Annotated in this window: 23 protein-coding genes; 8 read left to right on the plus strand and 15 right to left on the minus strand. The window is 68.6% G+C overall.

Features of this window, described 5'->3' with window-relative positions; all coding sequences use genetic code 11:
- Nucleotides 1-4 precede the first annotated feature (4 nt).
- From LR948_RS12370 to LR948_RS12400, 7 genes are all read right to left on the minus strand, one after another.
- Entirely contained in the window at nt 5-1,141 is a 1,137-nt protein-coding gene (locus LR948_RS12370) for a thiolase family protein (RefSeq protein ID WP_232754340.1), read from the minus strand.
- Between the two features lie 46 nt (nt 1,142-1,187).
- Nucleotides 1,188-2,000 (minus strand): sugar phosphate isomerase/epimerase, encoded by an 813-nt coding sequence (locus tag LR948_RS12375; RefSeq protein WP_232754341.1) that lies wholly within the window; start codon nt 1,998-2,000, stop codon nt 1,188-1,190.
- A gap of 3 nt (nt 2,001-2,003) precedes the next feature.
- Nucleotides 2,004-2,711: an ABC transporter ATP-binding protein gene (locus LR948_RS12380; protein WP_232754342.1), complete on the minus strand. Its 708-nt coding sequence runs from the start codon at nt 2,709-2,711 to the stop codon at nt 2,004-2,006.
- A gap of 1 nt (nt 2,712) precedes the next feature.
- Nucleotides 2,713-3,477, minus strand: coding sequence for an ABC transporter ATP-binding protein (locus LR948_RS12385; protein WP_232754343.1), 765 nt, complete (start codon nt 3,475-3,477; stop codon nt 2,713-2,715).
- Nucleotides 3,458-4,360, minus strand: coding sequence for a branched-chain amino acid ABC transporter permease (locus LR948_RS12390; RefSeq protein ID WP_232754344.1), 903 nt, complete (start codon nt 4,358-4,360; stop codon nt 3,458-3,460). The genes LR948_RS12385 and LR948_RS12390 overlap by 20 nt, the downstream gene beginning before the upstream one ends.
- Entirely contained in the window at nt 4,357-5,247 is an 891-nt protein-coding gene (locus tag LR948_RS12395) for a branched-chain amino acid ABC transporter permease (RefSeq protein WP_232754345.1), read from the minus strand. The genes LR948_RS12390 and LR948_RS12395 overlap by 4 nt, the downstream gene beginning before the upstream one ends.
- 81 nt (nt 5,248-5,328) lie before the next feature.
- Nucleotides 5,329-6,381 carry an ABC transporter substrate-binding protein gene (locus tag LR948_RS12400; protein ID WP_232754346.1) on the minus strand — a complete coding sequence of 351 codons (1,053 nt, stop codon included), beginning with the start codon at nt 6,379-6,381 and terminating at the stop codon, nt 5,329-5,331.
- A 380-nt stretch (nt 6,382-6,761) separates the two neighbouring features.
- Between LR948_RS12400 and LR948_RS12405 the strand changes: the two genes are divergently transcribed.
- The gene (locus LR948_RS12405) at nt 6,762-8,411 is read left to right on the plus strand and encodes a class I adenylate-forming enzyme family protein (RefSeq protein WP_232754347.1); all 1,650 of its coding nucleotides are present in this window, start codon (nt 6,762-6,764) and stop codon (nt 8,409-8,411) included.
- 109 nt (nt 8,412-8,520) lie between these two features.
- Here LR948_RS12405 and LR948_RS12410 read toward each other — a convergent pair whose 3' ends face one another.
- On the minus strand, nt 8,521-8,838 hold the full coding sequence (locus LR948_RS12410) for a 2Fe-2S iron-sulfur cluster-binding protein (protein WP_232754348.1): 318 nt from the start codon (nt 8,836-8,838) through the stop codon (nt 8,521-8,523).
- Nucleotides 8,839-8,900: 62 nt separating this feature from the next.
- Entirely contained in the window at nt 8,901-9,425 is a 525-nt protein-coding gene (locus LR948_RS12415; RefSeq protein WP_232754349.1) for a VOC family protein, read from the minus strand.
- A gap of 107 nt (nt 9,426-9,532) precedes the next feature.
- On the opposite strand from LR948_RS12415, the gene LR948_RS12420 reads away from it, so the two are divergent.
- The 3 genes from LR948_RS12420 to LR948_RS12430 are packed head-to-tail and all read left to right on the plus strand — an operon-like array spanning nt 9,533 to nt 12,455.
- Entirely contained in the window at nt 9,533-10,789 is a 1,257-nt protein-coding gene (locus tag LR948_RS12420) for an aromatic ring-hydroxylating dioxygenase subunit alpha (RefSeq protein WP_232754350.1), read from the plus strand.
- A gap of 5 nt (nt 10,790-10,794) precedes the next feature.
- On the plus strand, nt 10,795-11,586 hold the full coding sequence (locus LR948_RS12425) for an enoyl-CoA hydratase-related protein (RefSeq protein WP_232754351.1): 792 nt from the start codon (nt 10,795-10,797) through the stop codon (nt 11,584-11,586).
- Nucleotides 11,583-12,455, plus strand: coding sequence for an SDR family oxidoreductase (locus tag LR948_RS12430; RefSeq protein WP_232754352.1), 873 nt, complete (start codon nt 11,583-11,585; stop codon nt 12,453-12,455). The genes LR948_RS12425 and LR948_RS12430 overlap by 4 nt, the downstream gene beginning before the upstream one ends.
- On the opposite strand, the gene LR948_RS12435 is transcribed toward LR948_RS12430, so the two are convergent.
- On the minus strand, nt 12,452-13,180 hold the full coding sequence (locus tag LR948_RS12435) for an SDR family NAD(P)-dependent oxidoreductase (RefSeq protein WP_232754353.1): 729 nt from the start codon (nt 13,178-13,180) through the stop codon (nt 12,452-12,454). The genes LR948_RS12430 and LR948_RS12435 overlap by 4 nt on opposite strands.
- Nucleotides 13,181-13,246: 66 nt before the next feature.
- Between LR948_RS12435 and LR948_RS12440 the strand changes: the two genes are divergently transcribed.
- The gene (locus tag LR948_RS12440; protein ID WP_232754354.1) at nt 13,247-14,215 is read left to right on the plus strand and encodes an AMP-binding protein; all 969 of its coding nucleotides are present in this window, start codon (nt 13,247-13,249) and stop codon (nt 14,213-14,215) included.
- 57 nt (nt 14,216-14,272) lie between these two features.
- Here LR948_RS12440 and lpdA read toward each other — a convergent pair whose 3' ends face one another.
- From lpdA to LR948_RS12455, 3 genes are read right to left on the minus strand one after another with little or no spacing between them, the layout of a single operon-like run.
- Nucleotides 14,273-15,700 (minus strand): dihydrolipoyl dehydrogenase, encoded by a 1,428-nt coding sequence (lpdA, locus tag LR948_RS12445; protein WP_232754355.1) that lies wholly within the window; start codon nt 15,698-15,700, stop codon nt 14,273-14,275.
- On the minus strand, nt 15,700-16,485 hold the full coding sequence (locus LR948_RS12450) for an enoyl-CoA hydratase/isomerase family protein (protein WP_232754356.1): 786 nt from the start codon (nt 16,483-16,485) through the stop codon (nt 15,700-15,702). The genes lpdA and LR948_RS12450 overlap by 1 nt, the downstream gene beginning before the upstream one ends.
- 10 nt (nt 16,486-16,495) lie before the next feature.
- Nucleotides 16,496-17,641 (minus strand): thiolase family protein, encoded by a 1,146-nt coding sequence (locus tag LR948_RS12455; protein ID WP_232754357.1) that lies wholly within the window; start codon nt 17,639-17,641, stop codon nt 16,496-16,498.
- A gap of 270 nt (nt 17,642-17,911) precedes the next feature.
- Between LR948_RS12455 and LR948_RS12460 the strand changes: the two genes are divergently transcribed.
- From LR948_RS12460 to LR948_RS12470, 3 genes are read left to right on the plus strand one after another with little or no spacing between them, the layout of a single operon-like run.
- The gene (locus LR948_RS12460) at nt 17,912-18,673 is read left to right on the plus strand and encodes an SDR family NAD(P)-dependent oxidoreductase (RefSeq protein ID WP_232754358.1); all 762 of its coding nucleotides are present in this window, start codon (nt 17,912-17,914) and stop codon (nt 18,671-18,673) included.
- A 6-nt stretch (nt 18,674-18,679) separates the two neighbouring features.
- Nucleotides 18,680-19,495: a ThuA domain-containing protein gene (locus LR948_RS12465; RefSeq protein ID WP_232754359.1), complete on the plus strand. Its 816-nt coding sequence runs from the start codon at nt 18,680-18,682 to the stop codon at nt 19,493-19,495.
- Between the two features lie 32 nt (nt 19,496-19,527).
- Entirely contained in the window at nt 19,528-21,201 is a 1,674-nt protein-coding gene (locus tag LR948_RS12470; RefSeq protein ID WP_232754360.1) for a class I adenylate-forming enzyme family protein, read from the plus strand.
- Here the strand turns inward: LR948_RS12470 and LR948_RS12475 are convergent.
- Nucleotides 21,192-21,998 (minus strand): SDR family NAD(P)-dependent oxidoreductase, encoded by an 807-nt coding sequence (locus tag LR948_RS12475; RefSeq protein WP_232754361.1) that lies wholly within the window; start codon nt 21,996-21,998, stop codon nt 21,192-21,194. The two genes, LR948_RS12470 and LR948_RS12475, sit on opposite strands and share 10 nt — an antisense overlap.
- A 17-nt stretch (nt 21,999-22,015) precedes the next feature.
- Nucleotides 22,016-22,552, minus strand: a complete 537-nt coding sequence (locus tag LR948_RS12480) for a VOC family protein (RefSeq protein ID WP_232754362.1) — start codon at nt 22,550-22,552, stop codon at nt 22,016-22,018.
- Between the last annotated feature and the right edge of the window lie 97 nt (nt 22,553-22,649).

The raw sequence follows: 22,649 nt of genomic DNA on the forward strand, positions 1-22,649 counted from the left end.
GTCCTCATGCTGCCTCCAGAACCATGGCGATGCCCATGCCGCCGCCGATGCATTGCGTGGCCAGCGCGTGCCGCCCGCCCTCGCGCTTGAGAAGCTGCGCGGCCTTGCCGACCAGCCGTCCGCCGGTGGCGCCCAGCGGGTGGCCGAGCGCAATCGCGCCGCCGTCGATGTTGAGTTTCTCCTCGGGGATCTCGAGCGCCCGGCGGCAGGCCTCGGCCTGGGCGGCGAAAGCCTCGTTCATCTCCACGATGTCGATGTCCGCGATACCCAGCCCGGCGCGGGACAGCGCCTTCTTCGAGCTTTCCACCGGGCCCATGCCCATGATGCCCGGCGCGCAGCCGGAGACGCCGAAGCCCGCGATCCGCGCCAGGGGCGTGAGCCCGTGGCGTTCGAGGACCTCCTCGGTGCAGACGATCAGCGCCGTCGCCCCGTCGGTCATCGGCGAGGAGGAACCCGCCGTCACGCTGCCGCCCTCGAGGAAGGCGGGCGCCAGGTCGGCCAGCTTCTCGGGCGTGGTCTGGCGCGGGCAGCCGTCCCGGTCGAGCGGCCCTGCCGCGGTCTCGACGGGCGTGATCTCGGCGGCGAGCCGGCCATCGGCCTGGGCGGCCAGCGCCTTCTGCTGCGAGGCATAGGCAAAGGCGTCCTGCGCGGCGCGGTCGACGCCGTAGTCCCGCGCCACCCGTTCGGCGGTCAGCCCGACGTTGACGAAATCCGACACCGCCTCGGCCTCCCATTCCGGCGGAGGCAGGACGTTGAAGCCCATCATCGGCACCCGCGACATGCTTTCCGCGCCGCCGGCGATGAAACAGTCGCCGGCGTTCATCATCAGCATGCCCGCCGCCATCTGCACCGCCTGGATTGAGGAGCCGCACCAGCGGTTCACCGTGGCCCCGGCGACAGTCTCGGGCAGCCCGGCCAGCAGGCCGGTCACGCGGCCGATGTTCAGCCCCTGCTCGCCCTCGGGGAAGGCGCAGCCCCAGACCACGTCTTCAACCGCGTCGGGGGCGAGGCCGGTCTGGGCCAGCAGGCCCCGGATCGCCGCGGCGCCCAGGTGATCGGGCCGCGTGCCCGCCAGCGCGCCCTTGCGGGCAAAGGTGAAGGGCGTGCGGGTATAGCCGGCGATATAGGCTGTTCGGGTCATGGCTGGTCCATTCGCAAAGGATGTGACGGGTAAGGGCGCGCGGGGCTCAGGCCCCGGCGGGGGCGGCGGCCTCGAGCACGGCCCGGGAGGCCGCGACCAGGCGCTCGGCCCGCTCTCCGGGCGAGAGCCCGGCGCGGGCGAGCCGCTGCATCGGCACCTCGAGATCGAGCGGCACCTTCGGCGGCAGCGCCGCGAGGAAGGCGGCGAGCGGGAAGGCCCCCTCGCCCGGCAATCCGCGGTCCTCGACCGCCTCGGCAAAGGGGCTCTCGGGCGCGGTCAGCGGCCCGTCGCAGAGCTGCGCGGCCCCGATCAGCGCGGGGTCGGTCGCGGCCAAGTCGGCCACCGTGCCGCCGGTGCGAAACAGGTGCAGCGGATCGACCAGCAGGCTGAGATTCTCGTGTCCGATGGCGCGCAAAAGCTCTTCGCCCGCGCCGATCGAGCGGCACTGCGAGAACTTCATGAACTCCAGGCTCACCGCCATGCCGCGCGCGGCGGCGGCATCGGCCAGTTCGGCCAGCCGGGCGCCCGCGCGACCGGCCTCGGGGTCCTGCACCAGGGCCGTCAGCCGCTGCGCGCCGATCTCGGCCCCGAGGTCGAGCGCCGGGGTGAACTCCGCGACCTCGGTTTCGGGCGTGATCGAGAAGACCTCGATGTTGTGCACCGTCACCGCATGGGCGGCGCAGGTGGTGCGGAAGGCCGCCAGGTCCTGCGCGGTCAGCCGCGGGAAGATGTCCAGGTTCGGCGCCGGCGGGATGACGAAGACCGACACCCGGTCGAGCCCCGCCCCCCGCGCGATGCCCGGCAGATCGAGCGGCCCGGTGTCGCGCAGGCAGAGCTGGTGGAGCGCAAGCGGAAACATCGCTCAGGCGCCGAGGTAGCTGTCGATCACGGCCTTGTTGCCCGCAAGTTCGGCGCTGGCCCCTTCAAAGGAGATCTGCCCCCGGTCGAGCACATAGGCCCGGCTGGTCGCCTCGAGCGCGCGGTGGGCGTTCTGCTCCACCAGCAACACGGTGAGCCCCTCGGCGTTGAGCTGCTTGAGCGCGGCGAAGACCTGGTCGGTGATCAGGGGCGAGAGCCCGAGCGAGGGCTCGTCGAGCAGCAGAAGGTGCGGCCCGCCCATCAATGCCCGGCCGATGGCCAGCATCTGCTGCTGCCCGCCCGACAGCGTGCCGGCAATCTGGTCGCGCCGCTCCTGCAGGACCGGGAACAGCTCGTAGACATGGTCGAGGGTGTAGAGCGTCTCGCGCTTGCCGCGGGCGATGAGCCCGACCTGGAGGTTCTCGTAGACGCTCATGTCGGCCAGCACCTGCCGGCCCTCGGGCACATGCAGGAGCCCCGCCCGCGACACCGCGTAGGGCGACATGCCCCGGGTCTCGCGGCCCTCGAAGACGATCTCGCCGCCCTGGCGTTTGACGACGTTCGACAGGGCGTTCAGCAGCGTCGATTTTCCGGCCCCGTTGGAGCCGATCAGCGCCACCATCTCGCCTTCGTCGATGTGCAGCGAGACCCCGCGCAGCGCCTTCACGCCGCCGTAGGACACATGCAGGTCGTTGATCTTCAATGTGGTCATGTCAGTGCCCCGAAGTCCCGATATAGGCCGCGACCACCTCGGGATCGCGGGTCACGCTGTCCGGATCGCCCGCGGCGATCATGCGCCCGCTGTCGAGCACGTAGACCTGCCGGCAGAGCCGGGTCACGAAGCCGACGTTGTGCTCGATCAGCAGGAGCGCCATGCCGCTCTCGGCCAGTTCGCGGAAGATCGTGGCCAGCTCGTCGCTCTCCACGTCGTTCATGCCCGCGACCGGCTCGTCGAGCAGCACGATGTCCGGCTCGGCGGCGATGGCGCGCATCATCTCGACCCGGCGCTGATGGCCGTAGGCGAGATTGCCCGCCTCGTAGTCGGCGAACTCCTCCATGCGGAAGCGGTGCAAGAGGTCCCAGGCCTTGGCCTCGAAGCGGCGGGTGTCACGCCGCGCCTGCGGCAGGCCCAGGAGCTGGCTCAGAAGCGAGGCTTCCTCACGCCGGTGAAAGCCGATCAGCACGTTTTCCAGCACCGTCGCCTCGGGCAGGAGGCGGATGTTCTGGAAGGTCCGGGCGACACCCTTGCGGGCGACGACATCGGCGCGGTCGGTGGCCAGGCTGACCCCGTCCACGGTGATGTCGCCCTTGGTCAGCGCCAGCACCCCCGAGATCATGTTCACCACGGTCGACTTGCCGGCGCCGTTGGGACCGATCAGCCCGGTGATCTCGCCGGGCTTGACCTCCATGGTGATCCCGTCGACGGCCTTCAGCCCGCCGAAGTACTTGGCGACATTGTCAAGACGAAGTGACGGCATCGCGGGCCTCCCTTGCGGCTGCGGTCTTGCGCTGTAGGCGCGCCTGGCGACGGCGGCGGAACCAGAAGACGATCTCGTCGCCGACGCCGTTGGGCAGGAAGGTGATGACGAGGATCAGGATCACGCCGTTCACCGCCTGGCGGTGCTCTGCGAGCGGGCGGGCGATCTCGGGCAGAAGCGCCATGATCAGCGCGCCCATGATCGGGCCGAGCAGCGTCGTCCGGCCGCCGAGGATCACCACCGTCAGCGTATTCACGATGAAGGCGAAGCCGTAGTTATGTGGCTCGATCTGGAAGGTATAGAGGCTCTGCAGCCCGCCGAAGAGCCCGCCGATCGCGCCCGAGAGGATGAAGGCAAGGATGTGATACTTGCCGATGTTCACTCCGAGGGACGCAGCGACGCTTTCCTCCTGGCGCAGGGCGTTGAAGACCCGCCCCATGCCGGACCGGCCGATGTTCCAGATCACATACATGGTCGCGCCGGTGACCAGGAGCAGGATCCAGGTGTTCACCTCGCGGGGGATGTTGACGATCCCGAGCGCGCCGCCGGTGAAGCCCTCGCCATAGAGCAGGAGCGACAGGACGATCTGCACGAAAGCGAGCGTCGCGATGGCCTGGAAGGCGCCGCGCAGCCGGGCCAGCGGCAGGGCGAGGAGCCCGCCCATCACCGCGGCCAGCGCGGTCCCGAGGATCACCGTCAGGAAGATCGGCACGCCGGTGGTCGTCGCGAGGATCGCCACGCAGTAGGAGCCGAGCGCCGCGAAGCCGGCCGTCGCGATCGAGAAGACCCCGGCGCGCAGCGCGATCTGCTGGCTGTAGCCGAAGCCCACCGACAGCAGGAAGAAGTCGATGATCGGCTGATAGGCGTAGTAGAGCTGGATCATTGGCGCGTCCCCCCGGCCACGGCATTGATGTCACCGAAGAGCCCGTTCGGCCGCACGAGCAGCACCAGGAACAGAAGCCCGAAGATGATCGCGTCGGTCAGGCCCGACGGCAAGTAGGCGACCGTCAGCGACTGTGCGACGCCCAGCATCAGCGAGGCGACGATGGCGCCCTGCACGCTGCCGAGCCCGCCGATCACCACGACCACGAAGGCGCGCAGCATGTAGGGCTCGCCCATCAGGAACTGGATGGAGTTGAAGAGCAGCCCGATCAGCACGCCTGCGAGCCCCGCCAGGGCCCCCGCGATGAAGAAGGTCTGGATGTAGACGCTTTGCGCATTGACCCCGAGCAGCGCCGCGGCGCGCTCGTTGGTGGCCACCGCCCGGACCTGGCGTCCGAAGGTGGTCTTCTTGAGGTAGAAGATCAGCGCCGTGACCAGCACCGCGACGACGCCCAGGATGACGATCTGCAAGAGCGAGATGCGCAGCCCGAAGAGGTCGTAGAACTGGATCGGGAAGGTGCCGAAGGGAAAGTTCAGCACCTGCGTGTTCGAAACCTGTTGCGCGATCGAGACCAGGATCAGGTCGACCCCGATCGAGGAGACCAGCGCCGGGAACTCGGCGTTGCCGCGCTTGCGCAGCGTGCGGAAGGCGATGAGGTCGACCAGAATCGAGATGATCCCCGTCGCCAGCATCGAGAAACCGATCGCCATGACGAAGGGCAGCCCACTGATCGTGCAGTAGTAGGCGATGAAGGCGCCCGCCATGAAGGTCGCGCCATGGGCGAAGTTGAGAAGCTTCTGGACTCCGAAGATCAGCGTGAAGCCCAGCGAGAAGAGCGCGTAGACCGACCCCGAGACCAGACCGTTCAGGATTTGCTGTGCAAGCATGTCATCCACCAATTGAGCAGGGTTCTACCCTGTCTTTCCGGTGAGGCGCGGCACCGGGGCGCCGCGCCGTCTTTCCAAGGATTACTGCGGCGCGACGGTGAACTCACCGTCTTTCACCTGCAGAACCTTCATCCCGAAGTAGGGGACGCGCTCTTCATTGAGGCTGTAGGTGTGCGTGCCGACCACGACCGGCACGTCCTTCTGCTCGCCCAGCGCGTCACGCACGCCCTCGCGGGTGGCATTGCCGGCCTCGGCGGCGTCGCGGATCGCATGGGCGACCACCTGCATGCCGGAGTAGCCCATGGCGTTCCACTCGTCGGCGGGGAAGCCCATCTTCTCTTCGAAGTTGGTCGCGAAGGCCGAGGAGAACTCGGTGTCGCCGCCCGGCACCCAGGCGCCGATCAGGTAGACGCCCTCGACCGCGGCGCCGCCCTTTTCGATGAAGGTCGGCGAGGCGAAGGCGTTGTGCCCGAGGATCGCGGTGTCGGGGTCGAGACCCGCCTGCTTGAGCTGCAGGATGATATTCGCGCCCTGCGCCGCCGGGGTGCCGACGAAGACGCAGTCCTGGTCGGAGGTGGCAATCTTGGTCGCCACCGCCGAGAAGTCGCTGTCGGCCAGCGCCACGCCATCGTTCGAGACGATCTCGACACCGGCCTCGGTGATCAGATCTTCATACATGCGCTGGAGGGCGACATAGGCCTCGTTGTCCTTCACGCCGATCACCGCGCAGGTCTCCACGCCCAGCGTCTCGGCGGTGTAGTCGGCGATGAAGGGCATGGTGATGCTGGCCGGCTGGGTCATGATGAAGGACCAAGGGCCGTTCTCGAGCACCTCCATGGAGTTGGTGGTGGTCATCACCGGAAACTCGCGCTCGTTGGCGACATTGGCACCGGCCATGGCGACCGAGCCGGAGGTCGGGCCGACCACCATGAGCACCTCGGGATCGGCGGCGAGCCGGGTGATCAGCGACAGCGTCTGGGTGCGATCGGTGGCATCGTCCTCGACCTCGAAGACCAGCGAGTTGCCCTCGCCGAAGAAGCCCTGTTCGTTCAGCTCTTCCGCAGCCAGCACCGCACCGTCGGCGACGTTCTTCCCGATGAAGGCTGCGCCGCCCGTCAGGGACTGCAGAATCACGGCCTTGTACTCTTCCGCATGCGCAGAGGCCCCTGCGAGCGTCATTGCCAATGTACTGGCGGCTGTCAGCGTAAGTGTCCGAATTTTCATGTCTTCCTCCCTATAAACAGCCGTGCACTCTGTCCGCTTTTCGCTAGGATCGGGCTGACGGCCATGCCATTCCCACATCTTTGTATTAGCGAGTTGGTCATAAATATACACACTGATCAATGAATTTCTGTCGCGCCGCGGCGCAGCAATGTGGCGTTCACGGCACGCCGCACCCCTCCCGACCCCCTGTAAACACGCGCCAAACCCAAGCCAGGCTGAGGCTTTTGGAGAATTGCTCTTGTATACGGAGCGAGTGTTTTTCATACTCAAAAAGCCAGGGAGGGCTGATCATGGCGACCACGGGAGGAACAACCATGCTGGATTTCAAGGCGTATACGGCCATCACCACGGTCGGTGACCTGCTGCTCAGGGTGGCCTCGGTCTTCCCCGAGAAAGACGCCATCGTCTTCCCCGACCGGCGCCTGAGCTTCCGCGAGCTCGAGGCCCGGGCGATCCAGCGCGCGCGCGGCCTGCGGGCCCTGGGCGTGGGGCCGGGCGATCACGTCGGCATGCTGCTGCCCTCCTGCATCGAGGCGGTCGAGAGCTTTTTCGCCATCGCGCTCCTTGGCGCCGTCTCGGTGCCGATCAACGCGCGCTACCGCAGCTCGGAGCTGTCCTTCGTGGTCGAGAACGCTGATCTCACCGCGCTGATCACCCAGGGCAAGGTCGCCGAGACGGTGGATTTCGTCGCGCGGCTGACCGAGGCCTTCCCGGCGCTCGCCGAGGCGCCCGCCGATCAGCCCCTGGAACTGGCCGAGGCCCCGCGCCTGAAGCGCATCCTCCTGACCGGCGACGAGAGCGCGCCCGGCTTCACCTCCGAGGCCGCGCTGCGCCGCGCCGCCGCCGAGGTGCCGCAGGAGGAGATCCACGCCATCCGCAACCGCGTGCGCGTGCGCGACACGGCGCTGATGCTCTACACCTCGGGCACGACCTCCCAGCCCAAGGGCTGCATGATCGCGCATGAAAGCCTGATCCGCACCGGGCAGGCCATGGCCAAGCGCTACGACATGACCGACGAGGACGTCTTCTGGTCGCCGCTGCCGATGTATCACATCGGGGCGATGTTCCCGCTCTGCGCCGCCTATTCGGTCGGCGCCACCTATCTCTCGATGCAGTATTTCGACGCCGGCGTGGCGCTGGAGATGATCGAGGCCGAACGCGCGACGGTGACCTATCCGAGCTTCGGCACCTTCATCGGCGACATGATCTACCATGCGGATTTCGACGACCGCGACCTGTCCTCGATCCGCATCATGAACTCCAACATGGCGATGCAGCCGCCGAGCTTTGCTAAGGCGCTGCAGGAGAAGATCCCCAATGCCATCCAGGTCGGCACCTTCGGGATGACCGAGACCTCGGGCACGGTGACCACCAGCTTCCCGACCGACAGCTACGAGGAACGCACCCGCCGCCTCGGCAAGCCCTTCGACGGGCTCGAGGTGAAGATCCTGCACCCCGAGACCGGCCCCTGCGGCCCCGACGAGATCGGCGAGATCTGCGTGCGCGGCTTCTCGGTCTTCACCGAATACTACAAGGATCCCGAGAAGACCGCCGAGGCCAAACGCGACGGCTGGTTCCACACCGGCGACCTGGGCGCCTTCGACGCCAATGGCTCGCTGATGTTCCACGGGCGGCTGAAGGACATGCTGAAGGTCGGCGGCGAGAATGTCGCCGCGCAGGAGATCGAGGCCATGGTCGCGGGCCACGCGGCGGTGAAGCTCTGCCAGGTGGTCGGCAAGCCCGATCCGCGCCTGCAGGAGGTGCCGGTGGCCTTCGTGGAACTGGTGCCGGGCAACGAGATCGCGCCCGAGGAGATCATCGCCTACTGCAAGGGCAAGATCTCCAGCTTCAAGGTCCCGCGCGAGGTTCATTTCGTGACCGAGTGGCCGATGTCATCCTCGAAGATCCAGAAGTTCAAGCTGAAGGACATGCTGGCCTGAGGCGGTGCGCGGCCTCGGGGCCGCGCGGGCACCGGCCTTGAGACGAGAAAAGCCCCCGGCCGGGGGCTTTTTGCGTTCAGGGTGGGCGGGCCCTCAGGGCCGCGCCGGATCACTCCTCGGGGGCGAGGGTGACCTTGATGCCGTCCAGCTCGCCGGACATCTCGATCTGGCAGGAGAGGCGCGAGTTTTCCTGGTAGTGGTCGGAGAACTCGACCAGCTCGAACTCGTCGGGCGACTGCTCGCCGGTCTTGGGCAGCCAGTCGGGATCGACATAGACGTGGCAGGTGGCGCAGGAGCACATGCCGCCGCAGATCGACGCGATGTCGAGCCCGCCCTTGTCGCGCAGGTTCAGCATCAGCGAGAGCCCGTTTTCGGCCTCGATGACCTTTTGTGTTCCGTCGCGGTCGGTGGCGTGAATCGTCGGCATGGCGTCCTCCTCTGCTGGCTTTCAGGATTAATGTATCCAGAAAACACCGTCAACGCATACAATCACAGCTCGATGCGGGCGGTCTCGCCGTCCCAAGCCGCCGCGGTCTCCTCGATCTTGTCGAAAAACCGCAGGAGGCCCTGGCTGGGCTGCACCAGCTCCAGGATCCGGCCCTGGTGCTGGTCGTCGGTCTCCAGGTAGGCAAAGGGGATTTTTGCCTTGGTGACACCATGTTGCACCGGCTCCACCCCCTTGGCGCGCCAGTCGGCCAGCGCGGCCTCGAGGTCCTCGGTCAGCGCGCAGACATGGTGCAGCCCGCCGCCGGTGGCCGCAAGGAACTCGGTGAAGGTCGAGGCCCCGCCCCCGGTCTGTTCGATGATCTCGATCTGCAGGCCCTCGTGGCTGGAAATCGCCACGCGGGTCTCGGCGTCGCAGGGCGCGCCGCGAAAGGTGACCTCGGCGTAGGGCACTGTTCCCGTGACGAAAAACGGCCCCACGCCCAGCACGTTGACCCAGTGGTCCACGGCCGCGTCGAGGTCGGGCACGACATAGCCCATCTGCATGATCCTGCCGAAACGCTGCCCCATCTGACCTGCCCTCAAAAATACGGTAATTGAGGTTTGCATATACGAGAGGCATGAGTAAAATACAAGAAATCCGGCCGGGTGCGCCCGCAAGGCAGGGAGGAGAGCCTATGGATCCCCGTGAAGTCCAGTCCATCAAGGACCAGCAAGCCTACGAATCCAAGCGCGGCGGACCGCCAGAGGGCTTCCCGCAGCTGCCCGACATCCCCGGCGGCCGCTACGTCGACCCCGAGTTCAACCGCCTCGAGATCGCGCGCATGTGGCACAAGACCTGGGTCTACGCGATCCATGCCGACGAGGTGCCCGAAGTAGGCTCCTACGTGCAGTGGACGCGCCTCGGCGAGCCGCTGTTCTTCATCCGCGGCGAGGACCAGGAGGTCCGCTGCTTCTACAACACCTGCCGCCATCGCGGCGCGCCGGTGGTCACCGAGGAAAACGGCAAGTCGCGCGGCGTCACCTGCAAGTACCACGGCTGGACCTACAACACGCGCGGCGAGCTCATCAATCTGCGCGACCGGCGCGATTTCGTCGATCTCGACATGTCCTGCCGCGGCCTGATCCAGGTGCGCTGCGAGAACATCGGCAACCTCTATTTCGTCAACCTCGACCCCGAGGCCGAGCCGCTGCGCGACTACCTCGGCCCCGCGGCGCGCGACCTCGACGAAGTAAAGCCCGAGACGCTGATCCTGGTCGACAAGCAGGCGATCCAGGTGAACTGCAACGTGAAGATCCTTCTGGATGCCTTCATGGAGACCTATCACCTGAAGTCCATCCACCAGAACACGGTGGATCGCTTCCTCGACCATCGCGGCACGGCGATCACGCTCTGGGACAAGGGCCACAGCCGCATGGTCACCCCCTACAAGCGCGAAGGCTGGAAAGACCCCGGCGTCAAGGGCCTGCCCGAGGTCGAGGGCGCCGACCCCTTCTTCGAAAGCACCAACTACTCGATGTTCGCCTTTCCGAACTTCGTCTCGCCGATCGCGCCCGCCGGCATCCCGGTGCTGTGCTTCTGGCCCGATTCGATCGACACGATGACCATCGAGGTGCATTGGTTCGCCCCCTCCTGGGGCGAGGGCCCGCGCCCCGAGGTCTGGGACATGCGGCTGAAGAACTTCCTGCACATCCTCGACGAAGACCTGCAGTTCGCCGACAAGATCCAGAAGTCGGTGGAAAGCGCCGGTCTGCGGGGCTTCCCGCTGAACTACCAGGAGCGCCGGATCTACCACTGGCACGCCGAACTCGACAAATGCATCGGCGCCGCGGATGTGCCCGAGACGCTGCGGGTGCCGGACAGGCTGGGCGACTGGGTGAGCCCCTTCACCCCCGCCGAGGCCGCCAAGACCACCGAGCCGGCCGAGGGCTGACCCCCATGGCCGCGCCCGGCGCAGAGCCCCCGGTCCGCGTCGAGCGGCGGGGGGCCATCTGCCTCATCACGCTCAACCGGCCGCGGGCCTCGAACGCGATGGACGCCGAGGGCTCCTATCTCGTCGACCGCCACCTGCGCGCCGCCGAGGCCGACCCTGAGGTCGGCGCCATCGTTCTGACCGGCGCAGGCGACAAGGCGTTCTGCGCCGGCATGGACCTGAAGGAGGCCGCGGCCCGAGGGGCCGGGCACGGCCTCGTGCCGGGCGCGGGCTTCTGCGGTGTGACCGAACGGGTGATCGCCAAGCCGGTCATCGGCGCCATCAACGGCGCGGCGGTGGCCGGCGGCTTCGAGATCGCCCTGGCCTGCGACTGCCTGATCGCCCGCGAAGGCGCGCTTTTCGGCCTGCCCGAGGTCGCCCGCGGCATGGTCGCCTTCACCGGCGGCGTGCAGCGGCTGGCGCAGCAGCTTCCCCGGCAGATCGCCATGGAGCTGGTGACCTGCGGCACGCTTTTGCCCGCCGAACGGCTGGCACAGTTGGGCGTGGTGAACCGGGTGGTGCCCGCCGAGCGGGTTCTCGACGAGGCGCTTTCCTTCGCCGAGGCCATGCTGGGCAACTCATGGCAGGCCATCCAATTCGCCAAGGCGCTTTTCAACGAGGCGCAGAACGAACCGCTTCCCGCGGCGATCAACCGCGGACATGCCAATGCAGACCGGCTCATGCGCTCGGAGGACAGCCGCGAGGGAATCGCCGCCTACGCCGAGAAGCGCGCCGCCGACTTCGGGAGGACCCCATGACCGACCCCACCCCGCAGAAGCCCGATTGGGGGCTTTCGCCGCAGGAGCTTGCCACCCAGAAGACGATCTTCGCCCCCGACCTGCTGGAAGGGCAGCGCTTCCTGATCACCGGCGGCTCCATGGGCATGGGCAAGGCCATGGCCTTTCTCTGCGCCCGCCTCGGCGCGAAGGTGATGATCTGCGGCCGCCGCGAGGAGCTTCTGCAGGAGACCCGCGACCAGGCGAAGGAGCTGATCGGCGCAGAGATCCACTACCGCCCCATGTCGATCCGCGACGAGGACCAGGTGGACGCCCTGCTCGACGAGACCTTCGAGGAGTTCGGCGGGCTCGACACCCTGGTGAACAACGCCGGCGGGCAGTATCCGCAGGGCGCCATCGACTTCACCCGCAAGGGCTGGAAATCGGTGATCGACCTGAACCTCAACGGCACATGGTGGATGATGCAGGGCGCGGCCCAGCGCTGGCGCGACCGCGGCGAGCCGGGGCATGTGGTCTCCAACGTCGCGCATGTGGAACGCGGCATGCCGCAGGCGGCCCATACCTGCGCGGCGCGCGCCGGGGTGATCTACCTCAGCCGCACCGTGGCGACCGAATGGGGCCCGCTGGGCATCCGGGTGAACTGCGTGGCCCCGGGCGCCATCGCGACCGAGGGGCTCTCGGCCTATCCGCCGGAGGCCACGCAGCGCTTCAACAACGTGAACCCGATGTTCCGCATGGGCGACAGCTGGGACGTGGCCGAGGGCGTGGTCTACCTTTCCGCGCCGAGCGGCGATTTCATCACCGGCGAGGTGCTGACCATCGACGGCGGCATGCGGATGTGGGGCACGGTCTGGCCCGCGGGCGTGCCCGAGGCCTTCCAGAAGTTCTAGTCGCGCGGGATCATCGACATGGTGGCCTTGGTCAGCCCGCCGTCGACAACCAGCTCATGGCCGTTGACGTAGCTGGCCTCGGCGCTGTCGAGCCACATCACCGCGTGGGCGACGTCCTCTTCGCGCCCCAGCCGGCGCGAAGGCACGGCCCCGGCGCGGCGGGCGCGGGCCGCTTCGTTCATGTAGATCCCCGAGGACATGCCGCCGTCGATCATCCCCGGCGCGACCGCGTTGATCCGCAGGCCCATGGGCCCCCATTCCTGCGCCATGAGCTCGGTCATGGCCGCCAGCCCGCGCTTGGCCCCGGCATAGGCATTGGTGCCCGGCGAGGTGGCGATGCCGCCGGTCGAGGTGATGTTGACGATATGGCCCGAGCCGCGCTCGAGCATCCCCGGCGCGGCCAGGCGGGCGACCGTGTAGGCGCCGCTGAGATTGATCGCGATGGTCCGGGCGAAGTCCTCGGGCGAGGTCTCCAGAAGCGTGGCGAAGCGCACGATGCCGGCGTTGTTCACCACCAGGTCCGGCGCCGCGCCCAGCGCCTCGAGCGCGCGGGTCACGCTCTCGGGATCGGTCACATCGCCGGTCAGGCAGCGCCAGGACGGATCGACGGGCGCCTCGGGGGCGGCCATGTCGAAGATCGCGACCTCGTAGCCGCGCGCCGCGGCCTCCTGTGCGATGCGAAGGCCCAGACCCCGCGCGCCGCCCGTGATGAAAGCCAATGGCATGGACCGAAACTCCTGTATACGCTAATAGGTAATTAGAAACACAATTCATCAGGTGAGGGAAGCGCCATGGCGGCGGATGCGCAGGACAGGCCCAGAGTATCGGAACGGCAGGGCCTCGCGGGTCTGCTGGGCTCGATTGCGGGAGACCACCCCGATCGCCCGGGGCTGACCGACGGCGAGACCAGCCTGACCTGGGGCGCGGTCGCCGAAGCCGTGCGCGCCGGCAGGGGGCCAGCCACGGGGGCTTTGGGCCGGGTGCTTGAGGTGCTCGGCGAGCTGGGCTCGGGCAGCGTCGTCCGTTTCGGCGATGCCACGGATCCGCTGTCCGGCCAAAGCGACATGGGCTTCGCGATCGAGCGGGACGGCGCGCACGAGGTGCTCTGCCATGCCTCCGCTGACGCCGCGCATCTCGGTGCCGCGCTGGCCCGGCGCGAGGCGCTCACGGCGGACGACCGCGTCGCGCTGGCCGCCCGGCCCGAGGACCCGGGGTTCTGGCCGGTCCTGGCCGCCTGCCTGGCCTCGGGCGCGCAGCTCGACCTGTCGGCTGAGCTCAAGGCGGCGACGACCGCTTGGCTGCTCGAGCCCGGGGCCGTCGCGGACTACCGCCCCGCCCCCGGGCTTGCGCGGCTGCATCTGCGCACCGGGCGCGCGCACCTCACCGAGGTCGCCGAAGCCCTGCCCGGCACGCGGCTCGTCAACGGGCTGACCCTGCCCGAGACCTTCGGCCTGGCGCTGACCAGCGACCCGCGCGACCCCGCGGCGACCGTCGTGGCCACCTGTGGACGCCCGCTCGGCGGGATCGAGGTCATGGTGGTCGATCCCCGCACCGGCATGGACGTGCTGCTCTATCAGACCGGCGAGGTCTGGCTGCGCGGCGCGGGCGTGTTCCAGGGATACGCCGGACGCCCCGGCGCGGGCTTCACCGATCGGTTCTTCCGCACCGGCGTTCTGGGCCATCTCGACAGCGAGGGCCGGCTGGTGCTGCCCGAGGTCGAGGAAGTGGCGCTGGTCCGCAGCTGGTCGCTGCCGGACTGAGCCCCGCGCCCGCGGGCACCCCACGCCCGGACCCCAAGGCCCGGGCGCGGGAGGGTCTCAGATGTTCACCGCCCGGCCGAAGGCGGCCATGACGGCCTCTTTCATCACCTCCGAGATCGTCGGATGCGGGAAGACCGTGTCGATGATCTCGGCCTCGGTGGCCTCGAGCTCCATCGCCATGGCGAAACCCTGGATCAGCTCGGTCACCTCGGGCCCGGCGAGATGCGCGCCCAGAAGCTCGCCGCTGTCAGCGTCGAAGATCACCTTCGCCATGCCCTGATCCTCGCCCATGGCGATGGCCTTGCCGTTGGCCAGGAAGGGGAAGCGCCCGACGCGCAGCGCGTGCCCGGCGGCCTCGGCCTGGGCCTCGGTCAGCCCAATCGAGGCGACCTGCGGGTCGCAATAGGTGCAGGCCGGGATGCGGCTCCGGTTCAGCTCGGGCCCCGGCTCGCCGGCGATGGCCTCGATGCAGAGCGCCGCCTCGTGTTCGGCCTTATGCGCCAGCATCGGCGCCCCGGTGATGTCGCCGATCGCGTAAAGCCCCGGCACCAAGGTCCGCCCCGCGCCGCTGGTCGGGACCACGCCGCCCGTCAGCGTGAGCCCCAGCGCCTCGAGCCCGAGACCTTCGGTGTTCGCCACCACGCCGGCGGCCGAAATCACCCGATCGACCTTCAGCGTCTCACCCTCTCCGAGGGTCAGCGTGACCCCGGACTTGGTGACCTTGGAGCCGGTGATCGCGGCGCCGGTGCGGAAGATGATGCCGCGCTTTTCCAGGGCCTTGCGCATGAAATCCGAGACCTCGGCATCCTCGGCGGGCAGGATGCGGTCGACCATCTCGACGACGGTGACCTCGCTGCCCATGGCGGCGTAGAAGCTGGCAAATTCCACCCCGATGGCGCCGGAGCCGACGATGGCGAGCCGCTTGGGCACCGCCTCGGGTTTCAGCGCCTCGAAATAGGTCCAGATGCGGTCTCCGTCGGGCTCGAGCCCGGGGATCACGCGCGGGCGGGCGCCGGTGGCCAGCACGATGTGCCGGGCGGTGTAGTCACCCTCGGGTTTGACGCCGCGCGGCTTCGGCGCCTGCGGCGCGCAGGGCGCCTTGCCGGGGGCGCCGACGCTAACCTGGCCGGGGCCGGTCAGCCGTGCCTCGCCCCAGATCACGTCGACTTTGTTCTTGCGCAACAGCATCCCCACCCCGCCATTCATCCGCTCGGCGATGCCCCGCGCACGGGAGGCGATGGCGGCGATGTCCGGGCTCACATCGCCCGAGAGGCTCAGCCCGAAGTCGGCGGCATGGCGCATCTGGCCCAGCACCTCGGCCGAGCGCAGCATCGCCTTGGTCGGGATGCAGCCCCAGTTCGAGCAGATGCCGCCCAGGTGCTCGCGTTCGACCACGGCGGCCTTGAAGCCCAGCTGCGCGGCGCGGATCGCGGCTGTATAGCCCCCCGGCCCGCCGCCGATGACGAGGATGTCGTAGTCAGCCATCACTGCCCCCTGAACTCGGGTTTGCGCCGCTCGGTGAAGGCGCTGACCCCCTCGCGGAAGTCGGCGCTATGGGCGGCGGCGACGATCTCGCTGCGCTCCGCCGCGAGCTGTTCAACCAGCGTGTGGTGCGGCGCGGCGTCAATGAGCCGGCGGAACCGCCCGTAACTCTGCGTCGGCCCGCGCGCGACGCGGCTGGCGAGCTTCCGGGCCTCGCCCTCGACCTGATCCTCGGGACAGAGCCGGGTGACCAGCCCCGCGGCCTGCGCCTCCGCGCCCGTCATCGGCGCGCCGGTCAGCATCATCTCGAGCACCTTCGCCCGGCCAATCCGATGGGTCAGGAACCAGGTGCCGCCGCAATCGGGCACCCCGGCGACCTGGTCGTAGGCCATGACAAAGCGCGCCTCGGCATCGGCGACGACCAGGTCGGCATTGGCCACGAGCGACAGCCCCGCGCCCGCCGCGACCCCGCGCACCGCGGCGATCACCGGGGCGTCGCCCGCGCGCAGCGCCAGCACGGCGGGGTTCAGTACCTCGAGCAGCGCGTCGACGACCTCGTGGCCGCGGTCGGGATCGGCGGCCATGGCCGCGACATCGCCGCCCGCGACGAAGGCCCGGCCGGCGCCGCACAGCAGGATCGCCCGCACCGCGGGGTCCGCGGTGACCCGGTCCACCGCCTCGGCGAAGGCCCGGGCCAGGGGCAGGTCCAGCGCGTTCAGCGCCTCGGGGCGGTTGAAGCGCAGCTCGGCCACCGCCCCCTCGATCGTCACCGTCACAAGCTCGCTCATGCAGCTCTCCTCATATGCGTTCGATCAGCATGGCCATGCCCTGGCCGCCGCCGAGGCACATGGTCAGCATCGCCAGGCGCCCGTCGGTCTCGTGCAGGTGCTGCGCGGCGGTCATCGCCATGCGCAGCCCGGTCACCGCGGGCGGATGGCCCAGGGAAATCCCGCCGCCGTAGAGGTTGTGCCTCTCGCGCGGGATGCCGAGTTCGGCCTCGGCGTGCAGATTCACCACGGCGAAGGCTTCGTTAACCTCGAAGTAGTCCACGTCCGCAATGCCGAGACCCGTCGCCTCGAGCACCGCGCGCACCGCCGGGACCGGGCCGATGCCCATGATCTCGGGCGGGACGCCGACCGCGCGCCAGGCGCGGATGCGGAAGGGATTCTCGGGCAGGGCCTCGCCCGGCGCGCAGGCGACCATCGCCGCGCCGCCATCGGTCACGCCCGAGGCATTGCCCGCGGTGACGCGCCCGCCCTCGCGGAAGGCGGGGCGCAGGCGGGCAAGCTTGTCGGCATCGGCATCGGCGCGCGGGCTTTCGTCTTCGGCCAGCATCTCCATCGGGGCGATCTGGCGGGCGAGAAAGTCCCGGGCGCCCAGCGCGCGGGACTGGCTCATCTCGGCCCAGGCGTCCATCGCCTCGCGGGCGTGGCCGAAGCGTTCGGCCAGCGTTTCGGCGGTGTCGCCCATGTAGTCCTGGCTGAAGGGGCAGCGGTAGGCCCAGTCGAGCATGTCCTCGAAGGGGCGGCTGCCGCGCGCGCCGTCCCAGCGCAGGCCCGAGACGGCGTGCGGCACGCGGGAAAAAGCCTCCGCGCCCGCGACGACGGTCAGGCGGCTCTGGCCCTCGGCGATCTGCTGGGCGCCGGAGATCATCGCCTGCAGCCCCGAGGCGCAGGCGCGCGTCACGCAGAGCGCCGGAGCACCCTCGGGCAGGCCCGCGCGCATGCCGACGACGCGGGCGGCGAAAAGGCTGTCGCGGTCGGTGGGCACGGTGGTGGAGAAAACGCAGTGGTCGACCTCTTCGGGCGCGCGCCCGGCAGCGGCAAGGCTGTGCCGGATGGCATGGGCGGCCTGGTCGGCCAGGGACACGCCGCGCAGCGCGCCGCCGAAGTTGCCCAGCGGCGTCCGCCGCCCGGCGCCGAAGATCACCTCATCGAGCCGCACAGCCGGATCTCCTGCCCCGTTCCGCCGTCATATCGGTCGCTCCTCCTGCCGACCCGTATACAGAATGCGCGCATTGTGTGTAAAGAAGGCAATTTCCGTATTCAGAGATATGCTCGATATTTGTGAGCCTTTACAGGCAAATAGAGACGCGTCACGCGCCACGCCACGCAATCCCACCTGGTTTTGGCTTGCCAATGGACAGAAAGACCGTTTCTGTGTATACGGAAAGACAGCGGCCGGTACGGGCCAACTGACATGGGAGGAAAAGGCATGGATCTTGGCCTGAAAGGCAAGAAGGCAATCGTCACCGGCGGCACCAAGGGCATCTGCCGGTCGCTGCTCACGATCCTCGCCGAAGAGGGCTGCGACATCGCCTTCTGCGCGCGCAGCGAAGACGAGGTCGCCAAGACCGCCGAGGAGCTGAAAGCCTTTGGCGTCAAGGTGATCGGCGGCAGCGCCAACGTCAAAGAGGTCGAGGGCTACCAGCAGTGGCTGAAGGACGCCGCCGAGGAACTGGGCGGCTGCGACATCTTCGTGCCCGGCGTCAGCGCCGGCGGCGGCATGGAGGGCGAGAAGAGCTGGTACAAGGCCTTCGAGATCGACCTCATGGGCTGCGTCCGCGGCTTCGACGCGCTGTTTCCCTACATGAAGGCCTCGGGCAACGCCTCGGTGGTCTTCATCTCCACCACCGCCGCGGTCGAGACCTTCATCGCGCCGATGCCCTACAACTCGATCAAGGCCTCGCTCATCACCTATGCCAAGCAGATGAGCCAGTTCCACGCCAAGCGCGGCATCCGCTTCAACGTGGTCTCGCCGGGCCCGATCCTGATCGAGGGTGGCAACTGGGACCAGATCCGCCAGTCCGACGAGGCCTTCTTCAACTCGATCCTCGCGCAGCAGCCCGACGGGCGCATGGGCGAGGCCGACGAGGTGGCCAAATGCATCGCCTTCCTGGCCTCGGATGCGGCCAGCTGGGTGACCGGCACCAACCTGATCGTGGACGGCGGCTTCACCAAGCGCGTGCAGTTCTGACGCCCCATGGTCATCCGCTACGACGCGCCATTGAACCTGTTGGTGTCCACCAAGGGGCACCCGTTCGACAAGCCGGCCTTCTTCGGCATGTTCGACGCGATGCGCGGCATGACCTGGACCCATGTGGAGCAGCCCGCCACCGCGGCGCTGCTGACCCCCGAGAGCGCGTCGGACTTCGACGCGCTCTTGTTCTACGACGTGCCCGGGCTGCAGTTCCGCACGCCTCAGCCGCCCGCCCTGCAGGAGCCGCCCGAGCGCATGAAACAGGGCTTCCGGGCGCTGCTGGCGGCGGGCAAGCCGATGATCTTCCTGCACCACGCGGTGGCGGGTTGGCCGCTCTGGGACGACTACGCCGAGGCCATCGGCGCGCGGTTCTTCTACCAGCCGGGGCGCTACAAGGGGCGGGACTATCCCGACAGCGGCTACCTTTTCCCGGTGGACTACCGCCTGCGCCCCGAGGGCAAGCACCCGGTCACCGAGGGTCTGGACGAGGGCTTCACCCTTACCGACGAGCTCTACCTGATGCCGCTGCTCGAGCCGGATGTCGTGCCGCTTCTGCGGGCGGAGTTCGACTTCACGCAGGAGAACTTCTATTCCGCCGCCAATGCGCTGGAAGCGCGGATGTGGACCCGCGACGGCTGGTCCCACGGGCCGGGCACCGACCTCGTGGCCTGGGCCCGCAAGGCCGGACAGGCGCCGACGGTGACCATTCTCTGCGGCAATGACGCCGACACCTATGGCAACGCGAATTTCCGCAAGCTCCTGCGGAACGCCATCGACTGGGTGACAAGCGAGGAGGCCGCGGCCTGGGCCGCCGCCTGAGGCGCGCCCGGGAGCCACGAGCGGGAGGACCGATGGACGATCTGAGCGACAGCCTCCGCGCCGCGGGACAGGAAACCGCCGCCACCATGCTGGCGCGCGCCGCCGAAAGCTGGCCCGAGGCCACCGCGATCATCCTCGACGACGACCGCCTGACCTGGAGTGAGCTTTACCGCGACGCCCATCTCTGGGCGCGGGCGCTTCGGGGTGCGGGCGTCGCGCCGGGCGCGCATATCGGCGTGCTGATGCCCAATTGCCTGGATTACGTGCGGCTGTTCTACGCCGCGGGCATGATCGGGGCGGTGACGCTGACGCTGAACGCCCGCTTCCGCGACGACGATCTGTCTTACGCGGTGCGCCATTCCGACATGGACCTGCTGTTCATCGGCGGGCAGGCGCTGCCGCATATGGACTTCCGCAGCATGCTGACGCGAATCTTTCCCGACCTCGGGATCTGGAACGGCGGGCCGCTGGACCTGGAGGAGGCGCCCCGGCTGCGGGCCGTCTACAACCTCGACGATCCGCGCGAGGACCGCTGGCCGGACCGCGACGCCCTTCTGGCCGGGGCCGAGACGGTGCCGCCCGCGCGGATCGACGCGCTGCGCGAGGCGGTCCACCCCGAGGATCCGGCGCTGATGATCTATTCCTCGGGCACCACCGCGCAGCCCAAGGCCTGCATGATCAACCACCGCACCCTGTCGATGATCGGCACCAGCTTCGCCGAGCGCTTCGGACTGACCGAGGCCGACCGGGTTATGAACCCCCTGCCTTTCTTCCACATGTCCACCATGCTGCCCATGGCCGCCTGCCGGGCCTCGGGCGCGGCGCAGATCTGCACCGGGCATTTCGATCCCACGCGCACGCTTGCGCAGATGGAACGCGAGCGGGTGAGCTTCGGCTATCTCTCCTTCCCGACGCTGGTGAACCAGATCGTGCAGCACCCCGAGTTCGCCCGGCGCGACCTCTCGGCGCTGCGGCACCTGCATGTGGTCGGCCCCTCGGAGCTGATGGGGAAATACACCCGCGCCTTCCCAGGCGTGGCCTATATCAACGCCTACGGGCTGACCGAGGCGACCGGCGTCTGTTGCTTCACCGACCCCGAGGACCCGCCCGAGGACGCGCCGCGTGTCTCGGGCCGGGTCTTCGACGGGGTGCGGGCCAAGGCCGTCGACCCCGAGACCCTCGCGGACCTGCCTCCGGGAACCCGTGGCGAAATCTGGATCGGCGGCTTCTGCCTCTTCCAGGGCTACTACAAGGACCCCGAGCAGACCGCCCGCACGCTGGTCGAGGGCGGCCGCTGGCTGCGCACCGGCGACATGGGCTACGTCTCGGCGGACGGGCATATCACCTACGACGGGCGGCTGAAGGACATGCTCAAGATCGGCGGCGAGAATGTCGCTGCGCTGGAGATCGAGACCTTCCTCTGCGCCCATCCCGAGATCCAGATCGCCCAGGTCATCGGCGTGCCGGACGACCATCTTTTTGAGGTCGCCGCCGCCTTCGTCGAACTGGTGCCCGGCGCGCGGCTCTCCCCCGAGGAGGTCGTCGACCACTGCATCGGCCAGATCGCCAGCTACAAGATCCCGCGCTACGTGCGGATCGTCGAGGACTGGCCGATGTCGACCACCAAGATCCAGAAGTTCAAGCTGCCCCGCGACTTCGCGCCTTCCGAGAAGATCGACCCCAAGGCCCGGGCGCGTCAGCCCTGAGCTTCGCGCTCGGCGCGGGCCTTGCGGGCGGCGCCGACGATCTCGTCGTTGGTGGGGTTGCGGCGCAGGGTGACGCCGCCGTTCACCTGAAGGACCTCTCCGGTCATGAAACAGGCGTCGCTGCAAAGCCAGGTGATGGCCTCGGCGGTGTCCTCCAGCGTGCCGACCCGGCCCAGCGGGTATTCCTTGGCGAAGGCGCCGACCACGGCGGGATTGCGCGCCGCCCGTTCGGTCATCGGCGAGGCGGTGAAGCCCGGCGCCACGCTGTTGGCGCGGATGCCGCGGGCGCCGAACTCGTTGGCGATGCAGCGGATCACGTGATCCATGCCCGCCTTGGTACCCATATAGGCGGCGTGGTCCTCCATCATGATCTTCGCGGTGGCCGAGGAGACCTGCACCAGCGCGCCGCCGTCGCTCATCTCGCGCAGGACCGCCTGGAAGAACTGGAAGGGCCCGACGAACTGCAGCGCCGCCATGGCTTCGAGCTCCTCGCGGGTGTTGTCGAGGAAGGGCGTCAGAAGCCCCCAGCCGGTGCAGTTCACCGCGAGGTCGAGCCCGCCGAAGGCATCGAGGCAGCGTTGCACCAGGGCTTCGAGCTGCGCCTCTTCGGTGATGTCGCAGAGCACCCAGGCGCCGCCGATCTCCTCGGTCAGGGCCCGGAGCGGCGCCTCATGGCGCCCGGCCACCAACACGCGCGCGCCCTCGGCGGCGAAGCGGCGGGCGGTCACCTGGCCCAGGTTGCCGGCCTGCGCCGCGCCCAGCACGATCGCCCGTTTGCCTTGCAGTCGTCCGGTCATCCTGTTGGTCCTTCTGGTTATGGTGCGGGCCAGGCGTCGCGGATCGGGTCCGACCCGTCCCAAGCCTCTGCCGCCGCGCGGATCTGCGCGAAGATCGAGCGGCGCTCGGGCGTGTATTCGGCCAGCTCGTAGGCGAAATGCGGCTGCGCGGGGTGTTCGAGATAGGCGATCCGCCCAAGCCCGGGCCGCGCCTCGAGCACCGGGCGGAAGCCGCGCGCCTTGGCCGCCCTCAGCACCGCGTCGAAATCCTCGGGCCAGGCGCACCAGCTGTGCGGCAGATGGGTGGCGCCGAATTGCGCCAAAAACTCGGAATAAAGCGTTGGCGCGGGGCTTTTCTGCACGATGATCTCGAGCTGCAGCGTCCCGGCACTTGCCAGCGCCGCGTCGACGACCACCTCCGTCTCAAGGCCGCGGACGCGGCAGTCGGGGATGCGGAAGTCGGATTTGACGAACCAGGGCCCGATGCCGAGCGTCCCGGTGAAATAGGCCAGGCTGCGCGCGAGGTCGTCGCTCACATAGGCGATCTGGCGGATGTCTCCGAAAACGCTGTTCATCGCCCCTCCTGCTGGGTATACTTATACAACTTCAATGGAATACAATGCAAAGCAATTCACGGTGCCGCAGGCGCCTGCCTGGCTGAAAACCGTGCCG

Origin of the sequence: Roseivivax sp. GX 12232, from assembly GCF_021272185.1 — a bacterium.
Classification (GTDB): Bacteria; Pseudomonadota; Alphaproteobacteria; order Rhodobacterales; family Rhodobacteraceae; genus Roseivivax.